Origin of the sequence: Dictyoglomus thermophilum H-6-12 (genome assembly GCF_000020965.1) — a bacterium.
GTDB lineage: Bacteria > Dictyoglomota > Dictyoglomia > Dictyoglomales > Dictyoglomaceae > Dictyoglomus > Dictyoglomus thermophilum.
In genome coordinates, this window is record NC_011297.1 from 1,829,151 (window position 1) to 1,854,567 (window position 25,417).

The 25,417-nt window shown below is 33.6% G+C and carries 22 protein-coding genes; 6 read left to right on the plus strand and 16 right to left on the minus strand.

The genetic code is table 11. The features are described from left to right. Window positions 1-3: 3 nt before the first annotated feature. Genes DICTH_RS09080 through heR form a run of 6 tightly spaced genes read right to left on the minus strand, consistent with a single transcriptional unit; the run spans window position 4 to window position 5,216 of the window. Window positions 4-549 carry a hypothetical protein gene (locus DICTH_RS09080; RefSeq protein ID WP_012548472.1) on the minus strand — a complete coding sequence of 182 codons (546 nt, stop codon included), beginning with the start codon at window positions 547-549 and terminating at the stop codon, window positions 4-6. Continuing rightward, window positions 546-1,973 (minus strand): apolipoprotein N-acyltransferase, encoded by a 1,428-nt coding sequence (gene lnt / locus DICTH_RS09085; protein WP_012548401.1) that lies wholly within the window; start codon window positions 1,971-1,973, stop codon window positions 546-548. The genes DICTH_RS09080 and lnt overlap by 4 nt, the downstream gene beginning before the upstream one ends. Then, on the minus strand, window positions 1,961-2,539 hold the full coding sequence (locus DICTH_RS09090; protein WP_012547516.1) for a hypothetical protein: 579 nt from the start codon (window positions 2,537-2,539) through the stop codon (window positions 1,961-1,963). The genes lnt and DICTH_RS09090 overlap by 13 nt, the downstream gene beginning before the upstream one ends. Next, window positions 2,536-3,771 (minus strand): sensor histidine kinase, encoded by a 1,236-nt coding sequence (locus DICTH_RS09095; RefSeq protein WP_012548581.1) that lies wholly within the window; start codon window positions 3,769-3,771, stop codon window positions 2,536-2,538. The genes DICTH_RS09090 and DICTH_RS09095 overlap by 4 nt, the downstream gene beginning before the upstream one ends. Window positions 3,772-3,774: 3 nt before the next feature. Beyond that, on the minus strand, window positions 3,775-4,437 hold the full coding sequence (locus DICTH_RS09100; protein ID WP_012547021.1) for a response regulator transcription factor: 663 nt from the start codon (window positions 4,435-4,437) through the stop codon (window positions 3,775-3,777). Window positions 4,438-4,472: 35 nt separating this feature from the next. Beyond that, the gene (gene heR / locus DICTH_RS09105) at window positions 4,473-5,216 is read right to left on the minus strand and encodes a heliorhodopsin HeR (RefSeq protein ID WP_012548299.1); all 744 of its coding nucleotides are present in this window, start codon (window positions 5,214-5,216) and stop codon (window positions 4,473-4,475) included. Window positions 5,217-5,351: 135 nt separating this feature from the next. On the opposite strand from heR, the gene DICTH_RS09110 reads away from it, so the two are divergent. Continuing rightward, a complete protein-coding gene (locus tag DICTH_RS09110; RefSeq protein ID WP_012547322.1) occupies window positions 5,352-6,248 on the plus strand; it encodes a glycosyltransferase family 2 protein in 897 nt (298 codons plus the stop codon). 36 nt (window positions 6,249-6,284) lie between these two features. Here the strand turns inward: DICTH_RS09110 and DICTH_RS09115 are convergent, their stop codons facing one another. The 7 genes from DICTH_RS09115 to DICTH_RS09145 form a co-directional block, all read right to left on the minus strand. Further along, window positions 6,285-7,643, minus strand: a complete 1,359-nt coding sequence (locus DICTH_RS09115; protein WP_012548332.1) for an alpha-glucosidase/alpha-galactosidase — start codon at window positions 7,641-7,643, stop codon at window positions 6,285-6,287. Window positions 7,644-7,671: 28 nt separating this feature from the next. Then, window positions 7,672-8,655 (minus strand): ABC transporter ATP-binding protein, encoded by a 984-nt coding sequence (locus tag DICTH_RS09120; protein WP_012547499.1) that lies wholly within the window; start codon window positions 8,653-8,655, stop codon window positions 7,672-7,674. Beyond that, entirely contained in the window at window positions 8,652-9,644 is a 993-nt protein-coding gene (locus tag DICTH_RS09125; protein ID WP_012548618.1) for an ABC transporter ATP-binding protein, read from the minus strand. Before DICTH_RS09125 ends, DICTH_RS09120 begins: the two co-directional genes overlap by 4 nt. Continuing rightward, window positions 9,645-10,523, minus strand: a complete 879-nt coding sequence (locus tag DICTH_RS09130; protein WP_012547906.1) for an ABC transporter permease — start codon at window positions 10,521-10,523, stop codon at window positions 9,645-9,647. 14 nt (window positions 10,524-10,537) lie between these two features. Next, window positions 10,538-11,548 carry an ABC transporter permease gene (locus DICTH_RS09135; RefSeq protein WP_012546959.1) on the minus strand — a complete coding sequence of 337 codons (1,011 nt, stop codon included), beginning with the start codon at window positions 11,546-11,548 and terminating at the stop codon, window positions 10,538-10,540. 75 nt (window positions 11,549-11,623) lie between these two features. Beyond that, on the minus strand, window positions 11,624-13,486 hold the full coding sequence (locus tag DICTH_RS09140) for an ABC transporter substrate-binding protein (protein ID WP_012547360.1): 1,863 nt from the start codon (window positions 13,484-13,486) through the stop codon (window positions 11,624-11,626). 145 nt (window positions 13,487-13,631) lie between these two features. Beyond that, window positions 13,632-14,624: a LacI family DNA-binding transcriptional regulator gene (locus tag DICTH_RS09145; protein WP_012548427.1), complete on the minus strand. Its 993-nt coding sequence runs from the start codon at window positions 14,622-14,624 to the stop codon at window positions 13,632-13,634. Between the two features lie 153 nt (window positions 14,625-14,777). Between DICTH_RS09145 and DICTH_RS09150 the strand changes: the two genes are divergently transcribed. Next, a complete protein-coding gene (locus tag DICTH_RS09150; RefSeq protein WP_012547785.1) occupies window positions 14,778-15,998 on the plus strand; it encodes a lipid-A-disaccharide synthase-related protein in 1,221 nt (406 codons plus the stop codon). A 3-nt stretch (window positions 15,999-16,001) separates the two neighbouring features. Continuing rightward, on the plus strand, window positions 16,002-19,028 hold the full coding sequence (locus DICTH_RS09155; RefSeq protein WP_012547011.1) for a glycosyl hydrolase: 3,027 nt from the start codon (window positions 16,002-16,004) through the stop codon (window positions 19,026-19,028). On the opposite strand, the gene DICTH_RS09160 is transcribed toward DICTH_RS09155, so the two are convergent. Continuing rightward, on the minus strand, window positions 19,025-19,774 hold the full coding sequence (locus DICTH_RS09160) for a DUF4272 domain-containing protein (RefSeq protein WP_012548677.1): 750 nt from the start codon (window positions 19,772-19,774) through the stop codon (window positions 19,025-19,027). The genes DICTH_RS09155 and DICTH_RS09160 overlap by 4 nt on opposite strands. A gap of 200 nt (window positions 19,775-19,974) precedes the next feature. Between DICTH_RS09160 and DICTH_RS09165 the strand changes: the two genes are divergently transcribed. The 3 genes from DICTH_RS09165 to hpt are packed head-to-tail and all read left to right on the plus strand — an operon-like array spanning window position 19,975 to window position 22,549. Continuing rightward, window positions 19,975-21,084 (plus strand): iron-containing alcohol dehydrogenase family protein, encoded by a 1,110-nt coding sequence (locus DICTH_RS09165; RefSeq protein WP_012548687.1) that lies wholly within the window; start codon window positions 19,975-19,977, stop codon window positions 21,082-21,084. Window positions 21,085-21,087: 3 nt separating this feature from the next. After that, window positions 21,088-22,020 carry a cytidylate kinase family protein gene (locus DICTH_RS09170; protein WP_012547308.1) on the plus strand — a complete coding sequence of 311 codons (933 nt, stop codon included), beginning with the start codon at window positions 21,088-21,090 and terminating at the stop codon, window positions 22,018-22,020. 4 nt (window positions 22,021-22,024) lie between these two features. Further along, entirely contained in the window at window positions 22,025-22,549 is a 525-nt protein-coding gene (gene hpt / locus DICTH_RS09175) for a hypoxanthine phosphoribosyltransferase (RefSeq protein ID WP_012547340.1), read from the plus strand. Here the strand turns inward: hpt and DICTH_RS09180 are convergent. Beyond that, a complete protein-coding gene (locus tag DICTH_RS09180; RefSeq protein WP_012548014.1) occupies window positions 22,546-22,920 on the minus strand; it encodes a PadR family transcriptional regulator in 375 nt (124 codons plus the stop codon). The genes hpt and DICTH_RS09180 overlap by 4 nt on opposite strands. Before the next feature lie 166 nt (window positions 22,921-23,086). Next, on the minus strand, window positions 23,087-25,417 hold the full coding sequence (locus tag DICTH_RS09185) for a glycoside hydrolase family 31 protein (protein ID WP_012548044.1): 2,331 nt from the start codon (window positions 25,415-25,417) through the stop codon (window positions 23,087-23,089).

Sequence of the window (25,417 nt, forward strand, 5' to 3'; positions counted from 1 at the left end):
CCCCTAATAATAAGTCTCAATAACCACATTTCCTTCAAACTCAGCCTTTCCCTTATTAGTATCAAACCTAAACATGTCAGCCTCTGCTTTAAACTCTCCTACCTTTTCAAATTTCACTCTTCCCTTTGTACTCATAAATATTCCACTATCAAAATACCATATACCTTCAGGAGCTATTCCTTTAAACCCATCCTCAGTTTCAAAATATAACTCTGTAGGAATTTTAAGTATATTCTTATCCCTATCTATTTCTGCCTTCTTTGTAGTTATCAAAAGAGAAAGATTCTTATCCCTATAAACTTTTCCCTTTACATCTCCCTCAAAAACAAAATGCTTATATAAAAGATCTATATTTAATTTATCTGCCGAAACCTCCCAAGAAAGATTGCCTTCATTTCTCCCCTTTAAGTAAACTTTCTCAGCATATATACCAGCTTTTTCTGAGCTAACATTTTCAACTTCTTTTTCCAATGGAACAAAATAGTAACTTGCGCCCCATACAATAAGCCCTAATAATACTAATAATCCAATAAATATTATTCTCTTCATTCTTTTATTAATTTTATCAAAAGAAAAATAATAAAGCCTATAAAAATTGGTAAATCTCCCCAAAAAGTATAAACAGAAAATACTCTTTTAGGTAAACCTGCCACAAAAATATTCCTCTCCCCTTCTTTACTCTCCCTAATTACCCTGCCAAAAGGATCCACAAAGAAGGTAATACCCGTATTTGCCACTTGAACAAGAGAAATCCTATTTTCAACTGCTCTCAAAAGAGATTGATTCCTATGCTGATAAACTGCAGGCGTACCCTCAAACCATCCATCATTAGTTATAACCACAAGAAAATCACTACCTTTCTTAGATAACTCCCTTGCAAGATCTGAGAACAAAGACTCAAAACATATTAGAACCCCAATAGATTTTTCCTTTAAAAGAAGGGGATTAAAACCAGGTCCTCTATTATAATTTCCTATTAATCCTCTGAAATATTCAGGTATTACAAGAGTAAAAGGAAATGGAACTTCCTCTACAAAAGGTACAAGTTGGGCTTTCTTATGAGTCACATAACTTCCATCTTGAGCTATAAGATAGGCAGAGTTGTATATTTTATTATCCCTTCTCTCCAAGGCTCCAATAAGAAGTGGACTATTCTTGTATTCTGATAGCTCTCTTAAACCTGTTAAATACTCAGGATACTCATTAAGATAGCAGAAGAGAACACTCTCTGCAAAAACTATAAGATCCAAATTGTTAGGAAGCTTTAAGGCTAAGTCTCTATGAACTATAAATTGATCATAAATATTAGTGTAAAAATATTTAGAGAAACTATCGTAATTTCCCTGTACAGCTCCTATTTTATACTTAATTTCAGAATCTCCAAGCATTAGAAAACCAGAGAGAAAAACAAAAAATACAAATAAGATAAAACCTATTTTTTTATGAAAATTTAACGCTCTCCACTTTGAAAAAACCCTATTTACCAAGACAACAAAAAAGGAAAGACCTAATTCTCCAAAAACACTTGCCCACTGGAGGAAAGGAATTATATTTACCAGAGGCTCTCCTAAGGATCCCCAATTAAAGGCAAGAGGGCCATGAGACCTTATCCATTGGAGAAGAGCCATAAAAAAAGCAGGGAAAAATATGGATTCTTCCTTCTTTTTAACTCCCCACAGGAAAATCCCATAATATAAAGAGAGATAAGAGATAAGAAGAAGATTTGCCAATATACCTACCCACAAATTTGCAAATTTAGCCACCAAATTTGGAATCCAATAAAAATTAATTCCATAGAATCCAAAACCATATAAGAAGCCATAGAGAAAAGCTTCTTTTGGGGAGAGTTTGGGGAGCAAGAGAAAAAGAGGAACAATAGCAAAGAATATAAGAAAAGGAATGTTAAAGGGTGGATAAGAAAGGATATATAAAGCTATAGAAATAAAAAGCGACAATAACTTTATTCGGTCCATATTCTTACATCCTCAATTACATCAGAAGAGGGAAGATCAAGACTAAAAGGATAAACAGAAAGATCTATACTTATAACACCAGAAGCAGGATACTCCCATCCCAAATCTATAAGCCCTGAAGGAGGATCACCCGCTGAAGGATCATAACTAAAGAAGAAAATTTTCATGTAAACCTGAGTAAGTCCTGAAAAAAGGCTAATAGAGATTTTAAAAGAAAATTGTAAGCCATTCTCAGAAATATTCCCACTAAGCAATGTCCCATATGATGAAAAATCAGACGTACTCCAACTCGAACTATCAGCATCATATATTCCCCATAAAAATTTCTGATTATCACCATCATACATGATAAAATAATCCCAAGTACTTGGATCTTCAGTAATCGTACTATCTTTGCTAAAAGCAACTATAAAGGCATAATAGGAGTTATCTTGTTTAAAAATTAAAGAATTATAAAAAGATATATTGATTCCCAAGTATCCTTTAGGTCTCTGAGTAACAGTCCTAGCACAACCTGATATAAATGTTAATCCTAAGATTAAAAAAATTATTATCTTTTTCTTCATACTTTTATGTAAAATACACTTCCCTCTCCTTCCTTACTCTCCACTATAATATCAGATCCAATACTTTCTGCAAGCTTTTTAGCAAGAGAAAGCCCCAAACCATACCCCTTACTACTTCTTGATTTATCAAGCTTATAAAATCTTTCAAAGATTTTTGGTATTTCCTCCTCAGGTATTCCCCTTCCAAAATCTCTAACAAAAAATTTTCCTTCTTTATATCCTATCTCAATCTCTTTTTTATCAAGAGAGTTTTTAACAGCATTATCAATGAGAATCCCCAAAATAATTTCTATCACTTTCTTTGAAGTCTTTATTATAGGACCATCATTAATACGTATCTTAAATTCGAAATTAGGATATATACCTTTATACTTTTCCCAAATCTCTCTTAGAAATTCTCCAACATCTACATCTTCCTTTTCAATATCTTCAGGAACCCTTGATATTTCAAGAAGAGTATCCACCATGTTTATCATATCTAAAGTAGTACTTTCCAATATATCCAAAGACTCTTCCAAAACCTTCTTATCCTCTTTTCCCCATCTCTTAAGCATTCTTATATATCCCAAAATAGAAGTCAAGGGAGTTTTTAACTCATGAGATATATCAGAAGAAAATTCTTCCTCCCTTTTGTAGGCTTTCTCTATTCTATCAAGTAAAACATTAAGAGTATTTGCAAGTTCCCATAACTCGTCCCTTGCCGATGGAAGCTCTATCCTATTTCCTGGCTTTTTAATATCAATTAAATTAGCATCCCTTATAATTTTACGAATAGGATACAACATTCTTTGAGATAGAAAATAACCAATAAAAAGAGAGGGAACTATTCCTAAGAGGGAGATAAAAATAGAGGTTCTCCTTAAACGATTTAAAGAAATTATGGTGGAAGTTATATCCTTTCCAATAAAGTAATCATTTCTCTTTATAACCAGCACATAACTTCCTTCAGAAGTCTGGTATATACCTTCCTTTTCTACAAGCCCTAAGTTAAAGGGATCCTGAATTATATTCTCCTTCTCCGAGATATAAAAAGAGGAAATCCTTCCCCCCATCATTCTTCCCATCATAAAGCCCCTTCCTATACCAAGCCCCATAAAGGTCCTATAGAGGTCTTTCTTATTCTCGTCCATTAAAACATTTTGAGTTTGTACATAAAAAATAAAAGAAAGAATGATTATAAGAAAGAAAAGAATAAAAGCATAAATAAGCGTAATTTTCCATGCAATCTTCATATATTAATCCTTCCTAAAGGAATAACCTATTCCCCTTATAGTTTTAATATATTTCCCCTTATCCCCCAATTTTTTCCTCAAATAGTTTATATATACCTCTACAAGATTCTCTCTTTCATCATCGTAATCTCCCCATATCGATGACAAAATCTTCTCCTTAGAAAGAACAATATTCTCATTCTTCATGAGAAGATAAAGAAGAGAAAATTCAGTTTTAGATAAATCTACCTCTTTGCCATCCACAATTACCCTATGCTGATCTACATAAAGCTCAATCCCCTCACTGCTTATAACCTCCTCTTTTCTTTCTTTTCTCCTTGCAACAGCCTGGATTCTTGCAAGAAGTTCTTCTATACTAAAAGGTTTAACCACATAATCATCTGCTCCTAAATTAAAAGCCTCCACCTTATCCTTTACATCTCCTAAGGCAGTAAGCATTATTATTCCAAGGTCAGGATACTTATCCCTTAATCTTTTAGCCACCTCTTTTCCAGAAAGTCCTGGTAGCATAATATCAAGAATAACCACATCAGGCTTAAATTCTTCCGCTTCAATTAGAGCATCATACCCATCCCCCACAACCCTCACCTCATGACCTTCATGGGTAAGCTCTAACTCCAAAAGATGAGCTATCTTTTTGTCGTCCTCTAACACAAGAATTTTCATATTTTAGTATATAACTTTTCTTCTATTCCTTAAAGCTAAACTGGTGCTAAAGTTCCTGCAAAAATCATCCAGGCTAAAGCACTCTTGGAAAATAGGCTCAAAAGTATGTAAACCTTCTCTCCAAAGAGATAATCCTTCCAAGGGCCAACCTTTTTATGCTGTAAGAAAGCATTAATTGCAAACATATTGAAGAAAATAAAAATTGTAGGAATGATTGCATAAACAAAAGCTGGAGGCTTGGCCTCTGAAGAACTAAGAGAACCATAAAAGTAAAGAAAAATCACAATCCAAGGAATAATTCCCGCAAAACAGCCATATATAAAAGCAAGCCAATTAGTTTTTTCAGTATATTGATTATGAATCTCAAACATTATTCCAAAAAGATTCATGGTAGCATTAACTCCAAACATAGCAATTAATGTGCCTATATCCCAAACTCCTACCAACATACCTATTAACACTATCATAAGAGAAGAACTTAAAGCATATTCATAGAATCTAATTGGGTTCATTCTCCTTTTCAGAAAGCTGACATACTGATTATAACCAACGGTAGAAATATAAAAATGAGCTATGGCAGAAATAAGTAAAAAGAGAGCTACAGCAGGACCAAATCTCAAATTATAGATTAATTGAGGATTAGGTTCAAGAGAAGAAGTTACCCTATCAAAAGCTAAAAAGTTGGAATAAATGGGATAAGTTTTATCATTGCTCAAAACGATCATCAAAATTCCTTGCAAAAGGTGAAGAAATCCCATAAAAAGATTAAATCTTCGCAAAATCTGAAACTTTTTTATCTCTTCTACAAAAATCCCCCTTAAATTATCATTTCAAATTCTAAAATATTTTCCTTACAATAACAAGTATCTCCATTAACAAATCCAAATCTTAAAAATTCTGATATAATTTACCTCATGGATGTAAGTGTAATTATACCTACATACAACAGAAGAAAAATCTTAGAAATTACTCTTCCCCCAATACTCAATCAAGACTTTGAGGGAAAGTATGAAGTTATTCTCTCTGACGATGGTTCAGAAGATGAAACCTCTTCTTATATAGAGGAACTTAAAGAAAAATATACCCAACTAAGATATATAAAAAACAAGGAAAGGAGAGGACCTGCCTATACAAGAAATAGAGCCCTTGAAATTGCGCAAGGCAGATTGATAGTTTTTATAGATAGCGACATATATGTAAAAAAAGACTTTTTAAAAAATCATTTTGAAATCCAAAAAGAGAATAACTTTAATGTACTTGTCCAAGGACCTGTAATCAACACTTATAATCTTGAAAAACCATGGGAAGAAAAATTTAAACTAAGAGACTTCTCCTCGGCTTATTTTGCTACAGGTAACGCAAGTATTGCGAGAGATATTTTACTGAAAACAGGCTTCTTTGACGAAAACTTCACTTTCTATGGATGGGAAGATTTGGAACTTGGAATAAGAATTAAAAAATTAAACATTAGAAAAATAAATTCTGAAAAAGTTACTGTATGGCATATACAAACTCCGCCTAAGCTTGAGAATCTCTCCTACCTTATAAATAAAGAAAAAGAAAGAGCAAGATCTGCCATATATTTTTATCAAAAACATCCCATATTAGAGGTAAAGATGATGATACAACTTGGGAGAATATACGAGATAGGAAACTTTATACAAAGGTTTTTCGGATTATTAAATGAAAAAAACATTGAAAAATGGTGGCACTGGGCAGAAAAAAGGGGACACCATACTTTATCTCAAATATTTCTCTCGGGAGTACTCAATAAAGTTTATTTAGAAGAGCTTAAAAGAATCTATTTATAAATGACATAAGGAGGGGAGAAATCTCCCCTCCCTAATTTATTTATAGTGTTTATTCATCTCTTCATTCCAAGGTTGAGAAAGCATAGTTTCTACTAAATTCTTACCCTGTTCAAAGCTCTTTGTTCTTGGATCGTCCATAACCATAAGCAAGAGACTAATTCTATCCCCTTCTTGAAAAGCTTGTAGTATCCTTTCCATCCTCAACCATCTGGGTATAAGAACATATAGCATTAATCTCGATGGTATTTTTTCTATCTTTTCCCTTTCTATTCCATTCTTGTCCACATATACCGGAATTTCCACTATCACATCATCAGGAATTCCCGGAATTGCACCCTGATTTGGCACATTCAATACAAGTCTTCTCCTATGGTTATTGACTATAGCATCCACAAAAGGAATTATAGACTCCATACTCTCTTCTACAGGAAGTTCCTTTACTATGGATACATTAGGATCTCTTGCCAGTCTCTCCATCTGAGCAAGCCTCATTTTTAAACCGTAAAGATACATAGTCCAACCTATTTCAGAATCAGGACCTCCTGCAGGATACCATTTCTTCTTCTCATTTAAATCGGTATGAAACCACCATGGAGAAACAGCCCTTGGTGTATCTCCTATGGGAAATAGTCCATATAACCTATACATTTCCACACTTGCAGGTGAAAGTTGGGTGTATTCCCAAGGAGATATCATATATTCGTAGGAACTCCAAAGTTTTGGCGCTTCCTCTTCTATCCATTTATCTATCAAGGGATAGGCATTTTCTCCTTTATATTTGAATTTTGTAAGAAAAATAGAATGATTAAATCCTGCTACCTGCTCTTCTACATCTTTGGGATCAAGTCCAAGTACTCTTATAAGATGGAATAATTCTAAGTATCCATGACAAAAACCTACAACCTTTAGTCCTGTCTCTCTTAAAGCTAAGTTTGTCCCTTCAAATACTGGATTTGAAACCTGCATATACCAAGCATCAGGCGCAAACTTTTCCACATCCTTTGCAAGCTCTCTTATAAACTTCAACTGCTCATAAGCTGCAAATCCACCATAATAATCACTTACCCTATCTCCAAAACCCCTGTAGTATCCAAGACTTTCTGCAATCTCTCTTTCCTTCTCCATGTTATGATATCCACCAACTTTTACTGTATTAATTACAAAATCTGCTCCATCAATTGCTTTTTTTCTGTCTGTAGTTTTTTCCAGTTTTAAATTTGCTCCAGTCTCTTTCATATACTTATCTGCGAGAGTATAAACCAAATCTAATCTTTCCTCATTTATATCCATAAATACCACAGTACTTCCAGAGAGATCTTTGTAATAATTAAGATCTTGGATAAGCTTCATAGAGAAGGACACGCTACCTGCACCTATAATACTAATCTTAACCATAAGCTATTTAACCTCCTTAATCTTAAAGTTAATTTTTTGCATATTTATGACACATAACCCACCTATCATCGACAAAAACCTTTTTGGGCTCCTCATTGATACATTTACTATCCTTCTCATCACATCTTTCAGAAAACTTACAACCTAATTTTGTAAACTCTTTCACTTCTTGGGTAGAAAGTTTAATCTCTCCTGTCCAACGCTTGTCAATATCTGCCTCAGGCACAGAAGCAATAAGAAGCTTAGTATATGGATGAAGAGGATTTAACATAACCTTTTCTACTGGTCCCATTTCTACTATATTTCCTCTGTACATTATGGCAATTCTATCACTTATATAATAAGCTGTTGCTAAATCATGGGTTATGTATATAACAGACACACCCATCTTTTCCTTTAAATCTTTAAAAAGGTTTACTATAGACATTCTTAAAGAAGCATCAACCATAGAGACAGGCTCATCCGCTACTAAAAGAGAGGGAGTGGTTATCAAAGCTCTTGCTATAGAGACTCTTTGAAGTTGTCCACCTGAAAGCTCATGAGGATATCTTTTCTCTATTTCCCTCAAACTCAACCCTACAACCTCAAGCATTTTATTAACCACTTCTTTGGCCTCACCTTTATTACTTACTACCCCAAAATTTACTGCGGTTTCATAAAGGTAAGAATCCACTCTTTTCAAAGGATTAAAAGCCTCAAAAGGGTTTTGAAATATAGGTTGTACTTCCCTCATAAAATTTTTTCTATCCTTCTTAGAATTTAGTTTTGCTATATTTACGCCTTTATATAATATCTCTCCTGAGGTCGGTTCAAGAAGGCCAAGGATCATACGTGCAAGAGTAGTTTTTCCAGATCCAGTCTCTCCTGCAATGGTAAAGATTTCAGGTTTGTCTTGAGAAATGCTAAAACTTTCTTTATTAACAGCCACCAGTTTTACTCCTAAAAATCTTCCTCCTATGATAAATACTTTTGTTAAATCCTTAACATGAAGTAGATATTTTTGTTCATTCATGAAATTTCAGCCTCCTTACTATATAAGAAACAAGCCACTTTATGACCACTTCCTACATCTATAAGAGCAGGAACATTCTCTTTACATACTTCCATAGCCATACCGCATCTTGGATGAAATCTACAACCTGTTGGAGGATTCAATAAAGAAGGAGGAGCTCCTGGCACACTCTTTTTAAAGGTTTTATCTCCAATTTTAGGAAGAGAATCAATAAGATATTTAGTATAAGGATGGAGAGGATTCTTAAAAATATCCTTTGCAGAACCTACCTCTAATATTTTTCCAGCATACATGATGACAATTCGATCCGCAATATTAGCATGAACTCCCATGTCATGAGTAACTATTATGATGCTATTCTTAAACTCAGACTGAATTCTCTTTAAAAGTTGAATAACTCCTCTTTGAACTACTACATCAAGGGCTGTAGTAGCCTCATCAGCAATTATAACCTTTGGCTTTAGAAGAGTACTTAAAGCAATAGTAACCCTCTGGCGCATTCCTCCTGAAAGTTGATGAGGATATGAGGTTAAAACTTCTGAAGGAAGACCTAAAGCCTTTAAGTGCTCCTCAGAAAGCTTTTTTATCTCCTCTTTACCCTCTATCTTAAGATGCACCTTTAACAAGTCTTCAAAGGTTTTTATAATCTTACGGGTTGGATTAAGCACACTCATTGAGCCTTGAGGTACATAAGAGAAAACTTTCCATCTCAGATTATTTATTTCCTCTTTTTGAGAGACAATATCTATATCTTTTCCGTCAAATTTATATGTAATTTTTCCACCAAGTATAGTAAGAGGCGGCTTTATGAGACCAATCATAGTCTTTAGAAGAGTACTTTTACCACAACCTGACTCTCCAGCGATGCCAAGAATCTCATTTTCCATAACTTCAAGACTCACATTATCTACAGCCCTTACTCTTCTTTCCACTCCATAAAGAGAAGTTATATAATAAGCTCTCAAATTTTCTATTTTTAAAATCTCCATTTAAGCCTCCAAGCCTCCTTCTTTCATCCTCATCCTCTGAAGTCTGGTCCTTGGATCTAAATAATTACTTACACTTACTGAAAGAAGATAGAGGGATATAAAGAGTAAAATGGCTATAAGGACAGGAGTAAATATCCACCACCATATACCCCTTAAAAGAGCCTGATACTGAAGAGCCCAATATATGGTTGTTCCTATAGTAGAAGTTTCTAAACTAGAAAGTCCATATATGGCCAATGTAGTCTCCATTCCTATGGCCCATAGAATTGTATTTATAAAATTAGCCATGACCCATGGAATAACAAAGGGCAAATGTTCTGTAAGTACAATCTTTAAAGTATCCATTCCAGAAAAATTAGCAGTATAGGTAAATTCCCTTTCTCTAAGACCTAACACTATAGATCTAACTTGCCTTCCTCCCCAAGGCCAAGAGAACAAAGATAAAATTATAGCTATCAAAATTATACTTATGTGTTGTTTAATAATAGAAGAAATAAGAATCAATATAGGTAAACTTGGAATCACAATAAAGCTATCATTAATAGACATCAATATCCTATCTACTCTACCCCCTAAATATCCTGCTATAAGCCCTACTATTGTCCCCACCAAAATAGAGATTATAGCTGTAAGAGATCCTAAGAAGAGAGAGTTTTTAATAGCATGAGTTAAATTCCAAAATATGTCTTGTCCCATGGAGTTTGTTCCTAATATATATTTAAAAGAAGGAGGAAGATTTTTAGGAGCTACATTCCAAAGTTTTGGATCATAAGGAGCAAAAAAAGAGAGCAAAGCTAAAAAAACTAATACTACTAAGACTGTGAAACCAAAAGCAAATTTCTTGTCGCTTTTGTAAAGATCTCTTATAACTAAAAACATTATCTATTACCTCCTCATCTATACCTAACCCGAGGATCAAATAATGGATATAATAGATCTATTAATAAAGCTGCCGTTGCAATTCCTACAATAGAGAATACCGCAATTCCCATAATCAAGTTATAATCTCCATTATTTATTGCCATATATAACATCTGGCCAAGACCTGGATAGGAAAAAACCGTCTCTGTTATCAAAGAACCACTAAATATACCACCGATCTGAAGGGCAAGATTCGTTATTTGAGGTAAGAGGGCATTCCTCATTACATACTGAAAAAGTATTTTTCGAGATGGAATCCCCATAACTTGTGCATATACCACATAATCTTCAGAAACAATAGTAGAAGTTAAAGACCTCATGCTTAAAAACCACCAACCTATCCCTATAAGAATGAGAGAAAGGGCAGGTAAAAAGGCATGTTTAATTACATTTAAAATAAATTCCAAAGAAAAGGAAGGAGTTAAACCTACGCTATACCCTCCAGTCATGGGAAATAAAGGAATCAGATAAGCAAAAAGGATGAGAAGGACTAAAGCCATAATATAATAAGGAATTGGATATATGGTCATAGCCAAAAGCCCCAGAATCTTTGCCCAATTTCTATCACTGTAATATCCTGCAAGCCCTCCTAGGATATTTCCTATAATCCAAGAGAGTAAAGCTACAGTAATTAAAAGGCCTGCTGTCCAAGGCAAAGAATTCATGATAATGGATATGACAGGAGTTGGAAAGATAGAAAGAGAAGGCCCAAAATCCCCTTTAAGAAGTCTACCCCAAAACTTCAAATACTGCTCTAAGATATTCCCTTTTAACCCGTAAAGCTCCATCATGGTCTCTTTAAGTTTTTCTATTGCTGAAGGATCAAGATATTGAGCCCCATAAGCAGTCATTCTATTTAATACCGTTACTACAGGATCAAGGGGCGTAAGTCTTGGAACCAAAAATACCACTGTAATTCCAATGAAAATAACTACAAAATACTGAATCAATCTAGGTATTATATATCTTTTTAAAAAATTCATTTAGTACTAATTCCCTCCTTCTTTTAAAAAAGAGGGGGGACATCCCAAAAGATGTCCCCCAAAAAATTTTCCAAATTATCTTCTTCCTGTTGGCTGTATGAATGGTAGGATAAACTTAAACTGACCCCACCACCAAACTGGTGCCATATAGGAATTATCAGAAGTTGGGAAGTTGGTCCAATAGTAATGATCTTGAGAATTGAATTTAAGGTTAATTATGAATACAGGAGCAGGCATCTCTTCTACATAAAGCTTCAATATGTCCATAACTATAGCCTTTGCTTTAGGAGATTCAGGTTGCAGATTGACAAGCTGGTCAAGTAGTGCATCAAGTTTTGGATTCTTCCATCTAATTTGGTTTCCTGCTGTAGCAACCTGTCCTGTAGGCTTTAAGAACCTGGAATGATAGCCTTGTACAAAATTGTAGAAATCAGTAGCAGGTACTCCCCAGTAAGATCCAACTTCAAAATCACCAAGATTCCACTTATTCCAGAATGGACCAGCTTCTACTGTTTCTACATTCACATCTATTCCAAATTTCCTCCATTGATCTGCTACAGCAAAGGCAAGTCTTGTAGCATGAATTTCAAAGTTGGCTGGTGCAGTTATGGTAATCTTCCAAGGTGTTCCATCAGGTAGATACCATTTACCTCCAACTTTCTTAAATCCATTCTTGGTAAGGAGTTTTTCAGCCTCGTCAGGAGCATATTTCCACCAACCAATTCCAAATATCTCTCTTGGATTTCCAGAGAAAGTATATCCTCTCTTTTTAGCATACTCTACAATTCTATCGGGAACTGTGGGATCCCATGGCTTAAACCCATCTTCAAGAGCGAAGTTTTTCAACCAATCTTCCATAGGTAAATAGTATTCTTTCAATAAAGATTCTGTGGCACAAATCCACAATGGATTTACTCTTGCAATACCATCAAACCCAGAAGTTACTACATCTACGATATCTATAGCAAGAGTTAGAGCCCACCTTACGTCTTTATTGTTATATGGTGCTTTTTCTAAGTTCATAGCCATAATTCTTGCTCTAACATCATCCATCCATGCCCATGGAAAATCTTTATACCAAACCCTTGAATAGGGGTTACTCTTCCTCAAAATCTCCCAAGCCTCAGGAGTTAAATCAAAGATCAAGTCTAATTGATGTTGAGCTTGAGACATTACCTTCTTTTCATCTGGACCATAATAGATGAACAATACATATCTTGGTTTTGGCATTCCATAAAGTTGACCTACACTTGTTCTCTTCCAATCCGATCTTCTTTCAAATAGCCACCAATAACCCTGGGGATCATATTGTTTTAATACATAGGGGCCAAGAGAGACTGGAGGATTAAACTCAAACTTCAGTGGATCCTGTACCTTTTCAAATACATGCTTAGGCATAATATAACACGTAGAATAAACAATAGAAGTAAATAGATAATGAAAAGCAGGAACAGACTCTTTTAACTCAAAAACTACTGTATAGTTGTCCTTCTTATAAACTTTAGAAACATATCTGTTAAAAACATCACTATAGGACATACCACGATGCTTCATCAAATATGTCACCGTGAATACTACATCATCAGCGGTAAAGGGTTTTCCATCACTCCAGTATATCCCACTTCTTAGTTTTACCGTCATCTTTCTAAAGTTATTTTCATAAACTGGTGCAGATAAAGCAAGAGCATTTATTGTCTTACCAGTTTGTGGATCTAAGTACCACAATCCATCAAGAAGCATCTGCTGAGTTCCATTACCAACTGAAACCCCAGGTTTCCAAAAATTAAAATCTTTAGGATTTGCAAGTCTTCCATGTAAGGCATCTACAATTAGGGTTTCATGTCTTGGTAATTTGGGAAGAACCTGAGAAAATGTTATAGAAGAGCCTAACAAGGAAAGTAAAATAATGAATAACAATAGGATTGAAAACTTTTTCACTTTATTCGCCTCCCCCTATAGAAAATTTAAATAAAAGAAAGCCCTAAAGACAACAAAATTAAATAAAATCAAGAACTTCCCTTTTTTCACCTCCCCTTGTGTAAGCGCTTTACATGGGAATTATATTCCAGGGAAAAACAACTTGTCAAGAGGTTAATCTTATAACAAGTTCTAAGGGGAGTTCGATATGAGTAAAAGAAGATTCTATACCTAAGAGGAGGTCAAGTAAAATTTTAGCTCCAACTTCTCCCATCTCAGTCATAGGTTGTCTTACAGTAGAAAGACCCAAATACCTAGCATCAGATATATCATCAAAACCTATAATAGCCACATCGTCGGGTACCTTCAAACCGCTTTCAACTATGGCACTCATAACTCCCATAGCTTGAATATCTGAAGTACAAAACACCGCATCAAAAGGAATACCTCTATTAAGAAGAGTCTTTCCTGCTCTATAACCCTTTTCCCATGAAAAACCTGTCTGTATATGAAGACGAGGATTAAAATCCAAATTGGCTTCTCTCAAAGCCTGTAACAACCCTTCATACCTCTTATAACTTGCCATAAAACCCAGAGGATCATGAATAGCTCCACTAACAAAAGCTATATTCTTCCTACCAGTAGTTATAAGATATTTTACTGCTATATATGCGCCCTTTTTGTTATCTACATAAACACTAGGAAAATCAGGATGAAAACTGTCTACTAATACTACAGGTTTTCCTATCTCTTTCAAAAAATCTGCCTCTTTCTTTTTAAGTTCAAAAGAAACCAAGATCATTCCATCACATCTATTAAAAACTTCTTTTGTAAAAATTTTCTCCTTATCCTCTAATTTCTCCACATTATAAAGGTGAATCGAATAATCACTCTTAGAGATCACATTATTTATTCCTCTCAAAACTTCCACAAAAAAATCTCTGGTAAAAAAGGGTACAAAAATAGAAATTACGTTAGTTTTCAAAGTTTTTGTAGCAAGACTCCTAGCAACAAAACTAGGCGAGTAACCCAGTTTATTTATAGCATCTATTACTTTTTTCTTAGTTTCCTCACTTACCTTTGGAGAATTATTTAAAACTCTTGAAACAGTAGCTATACTTACCCCGGCTTCTTTTGCCACATCTTTTATGGTAATCATTATTTACCACCTCTAATTTATTCCTTTTAAAAATATATTTTATCAAACCTAAAACTTTCTGTAAACGTTTTCTTAAATAAAAAGTGCTCTATTTGACAAAACGCTCCATAGAAATTTAGAATTTTATAAGATTTTAGCTTAAACAGAGGAAAAATGAAAAGAATATTGTTCATAAGCAACGGATATGGAGAAGATTATGTAGCAGTCAATATTGCCAAAGAAATTCTAAACATCGATCCCTCAATAAACATAGAAGGACTTCCTATAGTTGGAGAGGGCAGGCTATATATAAATAATCACATCCCCATAATAGGCCCTCATAAATCAACCCCATCAGGTGGATTTCTAAGCAGTATAGAAAGCTTATTCAGGGATATAAAAGAAGGACTATTAAGTCTTCATTACCAACAAATAAAGAGTATGAAGAAATGGGCAAAGAAAGAAGGATTTATTATAGCAGTTGGAGATGTGATTCCCTTAGCTTTGGCAGTTTTATCTAAAAAATCCTTCTTTTTTGTAAGCATTCAAAAATCTGTTTATTATGTTCTCAAGGAAAACTATGAGTATAGAAATATAAATCCACAAGAATTAACAAAAATAGCCCCAAAAGCCTATCTTTTAGAGTATTATCTTATGAAAAATAAGAGACTTCTAAAGATATTTCCCAGAGATGAATTATCTTATAATATCTTAAGATTGTCTGGAATAAATGCTGAATACTTAGGTAATCCTATGATGGATGGTTTAGATCCTACAAACAAATTAGATCTTAGCCCATTTAGAGATTACTTCAAAGTGCTTATTCTTCCAGGATCAAGAACTCCAGAGGCCTATGCCAATTTAAAGATTCTAACTGAAAGTATTTTATCCCTTATTCATTCTGATATTAAAGAAAACTTTCTATTTCTCATAGCTTTAGCTCCCAACTTAAACCTGCCAAAAGTTAGAAAAATTCTCGAAGAGAAAAATTTCCTCTACGTAAACTCCAGCGAAGATTATTCAATGTACAGCTATAAAGATCATTATCTTATTCTTACCAATCTATTCAACGAATGCCTACATCAAGCCCAAATTGGAATATGTATGGCAGGAACAGCAACAGAGCAGTTTGTAGGTTTAGGAAAGCCTGCAATAGCAATTCCCGGGAAAGGGCCTCAGTACACAAAAAAGTTTGCTTATGCTCAAAAAAGACTACTCGGTCCTTCTCTTTTTATAGCGGAAAATCCTGAAAACGTTCCTGAGATCTTTAAAAAAATATACAAAAATGAGAAAATTCTAAAAGAAGTATATGAAAATGGGAGAAAGAGAATGGGGGAAAAGGGTGCCTCCAGAAGAATAGCAGAAAAGATTTTAAATATTATAAGAGGGGGATAAAAAATGGAAGATGTAAAAAGATATTTTAAAAATCCTGGAAAAGAATACCGAGCAATACCCTTCTGGTCTTGGAATGATAAATTAATCTCTCAAGACCTCATTGCACAAGCAAAAGAGTTTAAAGAAAAAGGAATTGGCGGATTTTTTATGCATTCACGGGTGGGATTAGAAACAGAATATATGGGAGAGGAATGGCTAAAATGCATAGAAGATGTAGTAAAAGCTTCAAAAGAAATAGACATCGATCCTTGGTTATATGATGAAGATAGATGGCCATCAGGTTTTGCAGGAGGGAAAGTAGCAGAAAAAGTAGGAGATGAGGGAAGGGCAAAAGTTTTAGCCATGAAGATTCTTAAAGATATCAACGAATTAAAAGGAGATGAAATAGCAATATACAAAGCTAAAATCATTGGAGAAAGAATATTTTCTTTAGAAAAAATAGAAAATAAAGATATTAACTTATCTCCTGATGAATCCTTAATTGCTTTATATAGGTTTATTGCTCCTAAAACTGATTGGTACAATGGAGATTCTCCACCTGATAATCTGAATCCAAAAAGTGTAAATGCTTTCATAAAAACTACCCACGAGGTATATTATGAGAGACTTAAAGATGAGTTTGGAAAGACAATAAAAGGTATATTCACTGACGAACCTAATATCTACCCTTATCTTTGGGGCGGAGGTTTTGATACTGAATACGTTTTACCTTACACTGATATATTTCCAGAATTTTTTAAAGAAAAACGAGGATATGACTTTTGGGAAATAGCCCCTTATGTATTTCTCAATGGAGAAAAATCGATAAAAGCAAGGTACGATTTTTGGCGAACAATATCGGAACTTTTTGTAGAAAGTTACACAAAACAAATCTCTGATTGGTGTAAAGAGCATAATATACTTTTTACAGGGCATTTTTTAGAAGAAAACATATTTCCCCATATTATACTATGCTCAGGATCTATAATGCCCCACTATGAATACTTAGATATTCCAGGAATTGATATATTAACTGAGGTAAGATATGAATTTTTAACGGTAAAACAAGCATCAAGCGTAGCAAACCAATTAGGTAAAGAAAAGGTAATATCAGAGACCTATGGATGTACTGGATGGGAATTTACTTTTGAAGGACAAAAACATGTAGGAGATTGGCAATATGCCCTTGGAGTAAATATAAGATGCCAACATTTATTCTTGTATTCTCTAAGAGGCTGTAGAAAAAGAGACTATCCCCCTTCTTTTAATCACAACCCATCCTGGGAATATCAAAATATAGTAGAGGACTATTTTGCAAGACTATCCTATATTCTCACTTTAGGAAATCCCATAAGAGATATCCTTCTTATTCACCCTATCGAAAGTAGTTGGTGTGAATTTAACGGAAAAGATAAAAGTATTCCCAAAGAAAGAGGAGAAGAATTTCAAAACATTATCTCTGCCCTTTTAGGAATACACTATGATTTTGATTTAGGAGACGAGTCCATTATAGAAAAATATGGCAGAGTGGACAAAGAGAAAAAAGAATTTATAGTTGGAAAAGCAAAATACAAAGTAGTAATCTTACCCCAGATGTTAACTTTAAGGAAATCTACTATTTCCCTTCTCTTAGAATTCTTAGACAATGATGGAAAAGTAATCCTATTAGAACCTCTACCAGAATATATAGAGGGAGAGGAAAATAAAGATCTTTTGGATAAACTAATAAGTCACCCCAACATCATAATTCTAAAGGGAAGAAAAACTCTTACAGAAAATATCGAAAATATTCTACCAAGAAGAATTTCCATAAGAGATGTGGTAGGTCAAGAAGTGGAACAATTTTTATACATGGAAAGAATCTTTAACGGTAAAAAAATATTTTTTATCGTAAATAATGATAGGGAAAAAGGTTATGATGTAGACATTTACCTCCACGGAGAAGGAAGAATTGAGGAGTGGGATCCTTTTACAGGAGAGATTAGAGATGTATTCTCAATGTTCACTGAAGGCTATCAACACATAAGAGTAAAATTTGCTCCCGCTGAATCCAAACTTTATGTAATGTACCCGGGAGAAACAATAAGAATAAAAAAGCCTAAAGAAGTGAAAAAAACCATATATTTGGAACCAACTTTTGAGGTAGAAAGGTTAGATCCAAACATACTTACCCTTGATACCTGCCAATATAAAATAGGAGGGGAATGGTCAGAAGAAATACCTATATGGATCGCTCAGAGAAGAATAAGAGAGAACTTAGGCATGATAAATATTGACTACAATAATGGGGTCCAGAGATGGAAATGGATAAATAATACTCATCCCAATGATAATACAAGGGTAGAGTTAAAACTAAAATTCCAAGTAAAGAAAGTTCCAGATAAAGAGATCTATCTCTTAACAGAAAATTTCAAAGATATAGAAAAAATCTTTGTGAATGGAGAAGAGATAGAAAAAATAGAAAAGGGATGGTACTTAGATAAGAATTTCAAAAAAATACCACTAGAAAATATACAAGAAGGAGAAAACATTATACACATTATTCTTGAATATAAAAATAGCACTGAACTTGAAGACTTTTATCTATTAGGTGATTTTGCTGTAAGCCTTAAGAGAGAGATATTAGAGGAGAATAAAACTATATCCTTAGGAGATTGGGTACATCAAGGTTATCCTCATTATGCTGGAAGAATGCTTTATAGGCAAAACCTAAATATAACAAAAAGTGAAAATGATATAGTACTACTTTCTATAGATAATTTTTCAGCCACCTTAATAAAAGCAGTAATAAATGGAAAAGAATGTGGTTTTATACCTTGGAGATCTCATAAACTGGATATCACTAACTTTATAAATAATGGTGAAAATAAAATAGAATTAATTTTATATGGTAGCCTAAGAAATATGCTTGGTTCCTTACATCATAGAGCCCAAAAGATATCCTTCGTAAGTGCCCAAGCTTTTAGAGTAGAAGGAGACGATTATACCTCTGATTATGTATTCTATCCCTATGGATTATTCTCTCCAGTAAAATTGGAGGTGATATCTTAAAACTCCTTTCTCTCATCCCAACTTTTATAATAGCCACAAAGCCAATTAAGGGTCAAATATCTCTCTATGATTATATTGGATATATATACGTAATCCTCTCCTTCTAGAAGAGAAAATGGTTTACCCTTAACAGAAAAATCATTTTCTAAAATCTCTTTTATTGCTCCTAAATCAAGAGCCTTTTTAGCTAAAATTTTTATGGCTTCCTCATAAGACTTCCCATCTTCCAGCTTATAATTCTCCTTCATCATTCTCCCCAATTTCCATCTAAAATACCAAAGTTCTGCAATCTCCCTCTCCCTCATAAGTTCTTTATAATTTCTTAGTTTTGCCATTTTTTCAAATTCCTTTATGCTTTTTAAAACTGGAATTAAACCTATAACATCAACCAATTTAAATCCTTCTTCATAAGGAGGAAGCTTATCAATAAAAGAAAGAGCCCATAGAAGTATTCCTAAATCCTCCAAATAACTTAATGAAAGAAAAACTTCTATTTCTTCCCATTTACCAAGTTCTTTTCCAAAAAGTAATTTTTCTCTTTCACTTAAGATACTCTTAATTCCTTCATCTTCAATCCACTCATTAACCTCATCAAAAAAGTTTTTTTCAATTTTTAAAATCTCTTCATCTTTTGAAGAAGAATAAATAGCCTCTGCTTGTGCTCTTAGAAAAAGCACAGCTATAGAAATAGCTCTATTCAATACTGTTTTTTCGTCGGGCGGATTTAATAGAATGTCTTCTTCCATTTATATACCTAATAACGATAATTTATAAAGAAAATTAACGCATACAAAAACAACCCAAAACTCATAAAAAGACTCAAAATTCCAAGTACTTCCACAATTTTATCTATTCTCTTCATATTTTCATACTCCTTTAAGAATTTGTTAAAGTATATTATAATATTCTTTGTATAAAATTAAAAGGGAGGAAGGCTTTTTCATTAATGACTAATATACTAGAGCTTCCTAAGAGAATAATATATGGTAGGGGGAGTATATCACACATAGGAAGTGAACTAAAAAAAATTGGAAATAAATTTTTATTCCTCACTGGTGAGTCATCCCTCAAAAGAAGTGGACATTTAGACAAAATCATGGATGAGATTAAAAAGAATGACCTTGATGTGATAGTAATAACTGGCATACCCTCCGAACCAAATTTAGATGTAGTTTTTCAAATCTGTAATAGAATAACAGGTAATAATTTTGATGGAATTGTGGGAATCGGGGGAGGAAGTGTAATGGATATGGCAAAGATCATTGCCTTTCGAATAAAGACTAAGTTAAGTCCAGTTGATGCAAGGGGGAAAGAAGTAGAAGACGCCCTTCCCATAATTGCCATACCCACCACTGCAGGTACCGGAAGTGAAGCTACAAGATTCGCAGTAATAACTGATGAAAGTACAAAGGATAAATTCATAATTATGGGAAAGGCCTTGATACCAACTTTAACCATTATTGACCCAGAGTTAACCTTTACCATGTCTCCTCTTGTAGCAGCCTCAACAGGAATAGATGCTTTTTCTCATGCCATAGAATCATATTTATCCCGAAATTCTACACCTATGATAGAGTGCTTCTCTAAATCTGCCATAATAGACATATATAACTTTTTACCAGAAGCAGTATTAAAGCAGTCAGAAAGTGCTAAAGAAAAGATGGCTTATGCAGCTTTTTGGGCTGGTGTAGCTATAAACAATACCAAAACCACCTTAGTTCATGCTATGTCCAGACCCTTAGGAGGGATTTATAAGATTCCCCATGGAATAGCAAACGGAATTTTACTTCCAGCCTATCTAAGGTTTAATGCTCCCTTTATTTCGGATGAAAAATATAAATTCTTAAAAACTTTCTTTGAAGGAGATCCTGCAGAAAAAGTAGAAGAACTGATAAAAAAATTAAATCTTCCAACTAAAATATCTCAAGTAGTTAGAGAAGAATTAGACGTCGATCTCTTAGTAAAGAGGACTATGGAAGCCAAATTTAATGTGGAAAATAACATAAGACCAGTGAAAGAAGAAGATATATATAATTTATTTTATGAAGTGATGTAGAAGATGAATAAAATAAAACTTGTCACTGTATCGAGAGATTTTGGCACCGATGCTGATGAAATTGTAGAAAGAGTTGCTAAAAAAGTAAATGGAGAAATCATTAATAAACAAAAGATTTTAAATCACCTTAAAGAAAAAAACATAAATGTAGAAGAATTAATAAAAAAAGAAAAAGAGTTAATATTTCAGAGAAAAGACAAGGAATTTATAGAAAATTATAAAGAGTATATAAAAAAAGGAATAACAGAAATAATTAAAGAAAAAGATTCAATCTTATTTTTATTGGGAAGAGGAGGACAATTTCTATTTAAAGATGAGGATTATGCTTTTCATTTAAACATCTTTGCACCTTTAGAATTTAGAATAAAATATTTAGCTCAGAAATATCTTCTCCCTGAAGAGAAAGCCTTTGAGATAATAAAAGAGAAAGACTTTGAAAGAGAAATCTTTTATAATGTAATATTTGGTAATAACTGGAAAAATCCCTATTTATACAATTTAGCCATCGATCGTTCAGCTTTTACTCCTCCCGAAATAGAAGACATGATTTTAAGAATCGTTGAGAAAAAAGAAATTCCTAAAATCTTACTTGAACAAATTCCACTTCCTACAAAACCTAATTTTGCCAACAAAAGTGAGGAAGAATTTGCAAAAATATTATCTTTTTATCAAATAAAATGGGAATACGAGCCAAGGACCTTCCCTTTAGAATGGGACAGTGAAGGGAATATCATTGAGTCTTTTACTCCGGACTTTTATCTTCCAGATTTTGATCTCTACATTGAGTTAACACTCCAAAAACCAAGGGTTATGAGTGAAAAACTAAAAAAAATTAAGAAATTAAAAGAATTATATCCTAATGTTAAAATAAAGCTATTCTATGGAAAAGAATACGAAAAACTCCTTGCCAAGTTTGGAATAAAAGAAATAAGATAAAAGCATGGAAAAAATCGGCAAAATTTTATTTACAAAAGAAGAAATAGAAAAAAGAATAAAGGAATTAGGAGAAGAGATAAGCAAAGATTATAAGGATAAAGACTTAGTTCTCGCCTGTATTCTTAAAGGAGCTGTATACTTTGCAGTAGACCTTACAAGAAACTTAAGTATACCTTTTGTTTTAGACTTCATATCCATTCTAAGCTATGGATCTTCTAGAGAAAGTCAAGGTATTGTGAGGATAATAAAAGATCTTGATGTAAACATATACAAAAAAGATCTCTTAATAATAGAGGACATTGTAGATACAGGCTTAACCCTTTCCTATCTAATTAGAAATCTTCAAGCTAAGAATCCTTCATCCATAAAAGTCTGTACATTACTTGACTGTCCCGGAAGAAGAATAATCGATATAACGGTAGATTACAAAGGTTTTGAAATACCAAACTATTACGTTATAGGATATGGGCTTGATTATAAAGAAAAATATAGAAATCTACCTTACATTGCAGTGCTTGAAGAATTTTAAAATCTCTTCGAAGTTAACTCAAGAAACTTATTAATATAATCTTGCATCTCCTCAACATGCTTTATAATATCCTCTCTTAACTTCTCTCCCTCTGAAGTAAGTCTATATATTTTCTTAGCAGGACCTGTACCCTCTACGTCCCATCTTCCAATTATAATTCCCTCTTCCTCAAGATCCTTTAAAATTCTATACCCTCTCCCCATACCACCTATGCCTGGAGAGAGAAGATTAGGAAAGAGTTCGCTTAAAGAGGAAATAAGCTCATAACCATGAAGCTCTCTCTCTGAGAGAGAGACAACTATCCAGGCTCTTAACCAAAAAGTAGGCGAAAGTCCTGTAACCCTTGTCCTACATTTTCTTGTTGACTTCATTTTTACTCCCTCCTATATTCTAAATTCATATATATAACCTTTTTATTTATTTGTCAAGAGAGGGAAATAACAACAGAAGCAGAAAAAAGTTAAAAGAGGGAATACTATTACTTAAAAATAGGGAGAAGGCTTATAAATACCCTCTCCCTATTTAAGACTATTATTTTTATAAGTCTAATTTTATATAATCTTTATCTTCTAAAAGAAATTCTTTTCCAAGATACTTTACCTTAAACATTTTTCTATCCGATTTATATCCCTTATAAAGATACTTTATTTCCAATTTTCCATCATTTACTTCAATTTTTATTAGGTTATATTCTCCATTCTCGTAACTCCATGATATACCATCATCTTCGTAATACATAAATTCACCCTTTCCAGGATAAACAAGAAGTTCTAAAATCTCTTGTTTCTTTTCTCCCACAAAAGATTGGACCTCCCAAAGAGGAATTATACTTCCCTCTCTAATAAATAATGGTATCCTACCAAGAGGAGCCTTCACTGAAATATAATTAGGCCCTTCATACTTTTCATTTCCCCAAAAGTCATACCATATACCTGGAGGCAAATAGACCAATCTTGCCCTCACTCCTTCTCGATAAATAGGAGCAACAAGCATAAAAGGTCCCAACATAAATTCATCATAATTATAGATGGACTCTCTATCATTAGGGAATTCGAGAACTAAAGGCCTTATAAGAGGTATACCTTTCTCTTTTGCCTCCCAAAACAAAGAGTAAAAATATGGAATAAGTTTGTATCTTAACTTAATATAATTCCTTGCTATGTCCTCTACCTCCTTTGAAAATGCCCACGGTTCTTGTGGTCTTGTATTTAACTCTGAATGATTCCTAAAAAAGGGATAGAAAATACCAAGCTCAATCCATCTTACAAAAAGTTCTGGAGAACAATTAAGACCAAATCCTCCTACATCTGCACCAATAAAGGGAACTCCTGATATTCCAAGATTCTGAAGCATAGGAATACTTACATAGAGATGCTCCCACCAACTCTTATTGTCCCCTGTCCATACTGCTGAATATTTCTGTACTCCTGAAAAACCTGCTCTCGTAATTATCAATGGTCTTATATTAGGATTTTCCCTTCTCCACCCCTCATAGCTTGCCTTTGCCATCAAAAGTCCATAAACATTATGAATTTCATCATGGGTAAACTCTCCTCTTTCCCCATGCAATACATCCTTAGGAAAAGTCTTCTCATAAAATACTTCATCGGTATGATCAGAGAAGATTCCCCAAAAAGTACTATGCCTTTCCCAAGATTTTGAAAAATTATCCACAGGATGAGGAAAAGACGAAGGCTCATTCATATCATTCCATATACCAGAAACCCCTGCGTCAATCAACTTTTTTTGTTTCTCTCCCCACCACTCTCTAACTCTCCCCTTTGCAAAATCAGGAAAAACGCATTCTCCAGGCCAGACATATCCTGTATAAATTTCGCCTGTAGACCTTCTACAGAAGCATTCCTTTTCGATTCCCTCCCTATAAACCTCATAATTAATATCCTTCTTAACTCCTGGATCCACTATTGGTACTACTTTAAATCCCATTTTGTTAAGATCTTTTATCATTTCTTTTATATTAGGAAACTTTTCCTCATCAAAAGTAAAAACCCTAAACCCATCCATATAATCAATATCTAAGTAAAGAACATCGCAAGGAATATCTTTTTCTCTAAATTTTCTCGCAATATCCATGAGCATTTCTTTATTCCTATATCCCCATTTTGACTGCTGATATCCGAGAGCAAAGAGGGGAGGCATATAATATCTACCAATAAGAAAGGTATAATTTTCAATTACCTCCTTAGGGGTTGGGCCATAGATAAAATAGTAATCAAGTTCTCCATTATCAGCATAAAAACAGTAATACTCAGAACTTTCTTCTCCTAAGTCAAAATATGTCCTAAAGGTATTATCAAAAAAGATTCCATAAGAAAATTCACTATTCCAAGCGAGGAGAAAAGGATGAGACTGATAAAGGGGATCTGTATTAGGATAATGATGAGGATCATCAGTATTCCAATTCACATATTTTTTCCCTTTTTTATTAAGTCCTCCCATCTTCTCTCCAAGGCCTAAAAAAGCCTCTTCTTTATGAAAACTCTTTAAGGAGAATACTTTATTTTTATATTTTGCGTATCCATAATTCTGATAATCGGAATGAATAAGTTTTTCTTTCTCATAAATCTTTATATTAGGAAAATTCTTATTTATAACTACTTTAAGAATTCCTGTATACAATATTATATCCTCTTCGTTCTCTTCTACTACGAAGTCTATCTTAGATATTTCTCTTTCTATGGCAAAAGAATAATTGTGTCTCCATTCTTTATTTTTAGAAAAGTGAAATCTTATCACCTTCTCATTAATGACCTCTATTTTTAAATCTTCCTCACCTCTTAATAATAAACTTTCTCCTTTTTTCTCCCATGAATTTATCTTTGACCATGGCTTTAATTTCTCTATCAT

Excerpts from the sequence above, each read along its gene's own strand:
- DICTH_RS09110 (WP_012547322.1), top strand. The coding sequence starts at position 5,352 with ATGGATGTAAGTGTAATTATACCTACATACAACAGAAGAAAAATCTTA.
- DICTH_RS09115 (WP_012548332.1), bottom strand. The coding sequence starts at position 7,643 with ATGGTTAAGATTAGTATTATAGGTGCAGGTAGCGTGTCCTTCTCTATG.
- DICTH_RS09150 (WP_012547785.1), top strand. The coding sequence starts at position 14,778 with ATGAAAAGAATATTGTTCATAAGCAACGGATATGGAGAAGATTATGTA.
- hpt (WP_012547340.1), top strand. The coding sequence starts at position 22,025 with ATGGAAAAAATCGGCAAAATTTTATTTACAAAAGAAGAAATAGAAAAA.
- DICTH_RS09145 (WP_012548427.1), bottom strand. The coding sequence starts at position 14,624 with ATGATTACCATAAAAGATGTGGCAAAAGAAGCCGGGGTAAGTATAGCT.
- DICTH_RS09080 (WP_012548472.1), bottom strand. The coding sequence starts at position 549 with ATGAAGAGAATAATATTTATTGGATTATTAGTATTATTAGGGCTTATT.
- DICTH_RS09160 (WP_012548677.1), bottom strand. The coding sequence starts at position 19,774 with ATGGAAGAAGACATTCTATTAAATCCGCCCGACGAAAAAACAGTATTG.
- DICTH_RS09125 (WP_012548618.1), bottom strand. The coding sequence starts at position 9,644 with ATGGAGATTTTAAAAATAGAAAATTTGAGAGCTTATTATATAACTTCT.
- DICTH_RS09185 (WP_012548044.1), bottom strand. The coding sequence starts at position 25,417 with ATGATAGAGAAATTAAAGCCATGGTCAAAGATAAATTCATGGGAGAAA.
- DICTH_RS09165 (WP_012548687.1), top strand. The coding sequence starts at position 19,975 with ATGACTAATATACTAGAGCTTCCTAAGAGAATAATATATGGTAGGGGG.
- DICTH_RS09135 (WP_012546959.1), bottom strand. The coding sequence starts at position 11,548 with ATGAATTTTTTAAAAAGATATATAATACCTAGATTGATTCAGTATTTT.
- DICTH_RS09100 (WP_012547021.1), bottom strand. The coding sequence starts at position 4,437 with ATGAAAATTCTTGTGTTAGAGGACGACAAAAAGATAGCTCATCTTTTG.
- DICTH_RS09180 (WP_012548014.1), bottom strand. The coding sequence starts at position 22,920 with ATGAAGTCAACAAGAAAATGTAGGACAAGGGTTACAGGACTTTCGCCT.
- DICTH_RS09090 (WP_012547516.1), bottom strand. The coding sequence starts at position 2,539 with ATGAAGAAAAAGATAATAATTTTTTTAATCTTAGGATTAACATTTATA.
- DICTH_RS09170 (WP_012547308.1), top strand. The coding sequence starts at position 21,088 with ATGAATAAAATAAAACTTGTCACTGTATCGAGAGATTTTGGCACCGAT.
- DICTH_RS09130 (WP_012547906.1), bottom strand. The coding sequence starts at position 10,523 with ATGTTTTTAGTTATAAGAGATCTTTACAAAAGCGACAAGAAATTTGCT.
- lnt (WP_012548401.1), bottom strand. The coding sequence starts at position 1,973 with ATGGACCGAATAAAGTTATTGTCGCTTTTTATTTCTATAGCTTTATAT.
- DICTH_RS09155 (WP_012547011.1), top strand. The coding sequence starts at position 16,002 with ATGGAAGATGTAAAAAGATATTTTAAAAATCCTGGAAAAGAATACCGA.
- DICTH_RS09120 (WP_012547499.1), bottom strand. The coding sequence starts at position 8,655 with ATGAATGAACAAAAATATCTACTTCATGTTAAGGATTTAACAAAAGTA.
- DICTH_RS09095 (WP_012548581.1), bottom strand. The coding sequence starts at position 3,771 with ATGAAGATTGCATGGAAAATTACGCTTATTTATGCTTTTATTCTTTTC.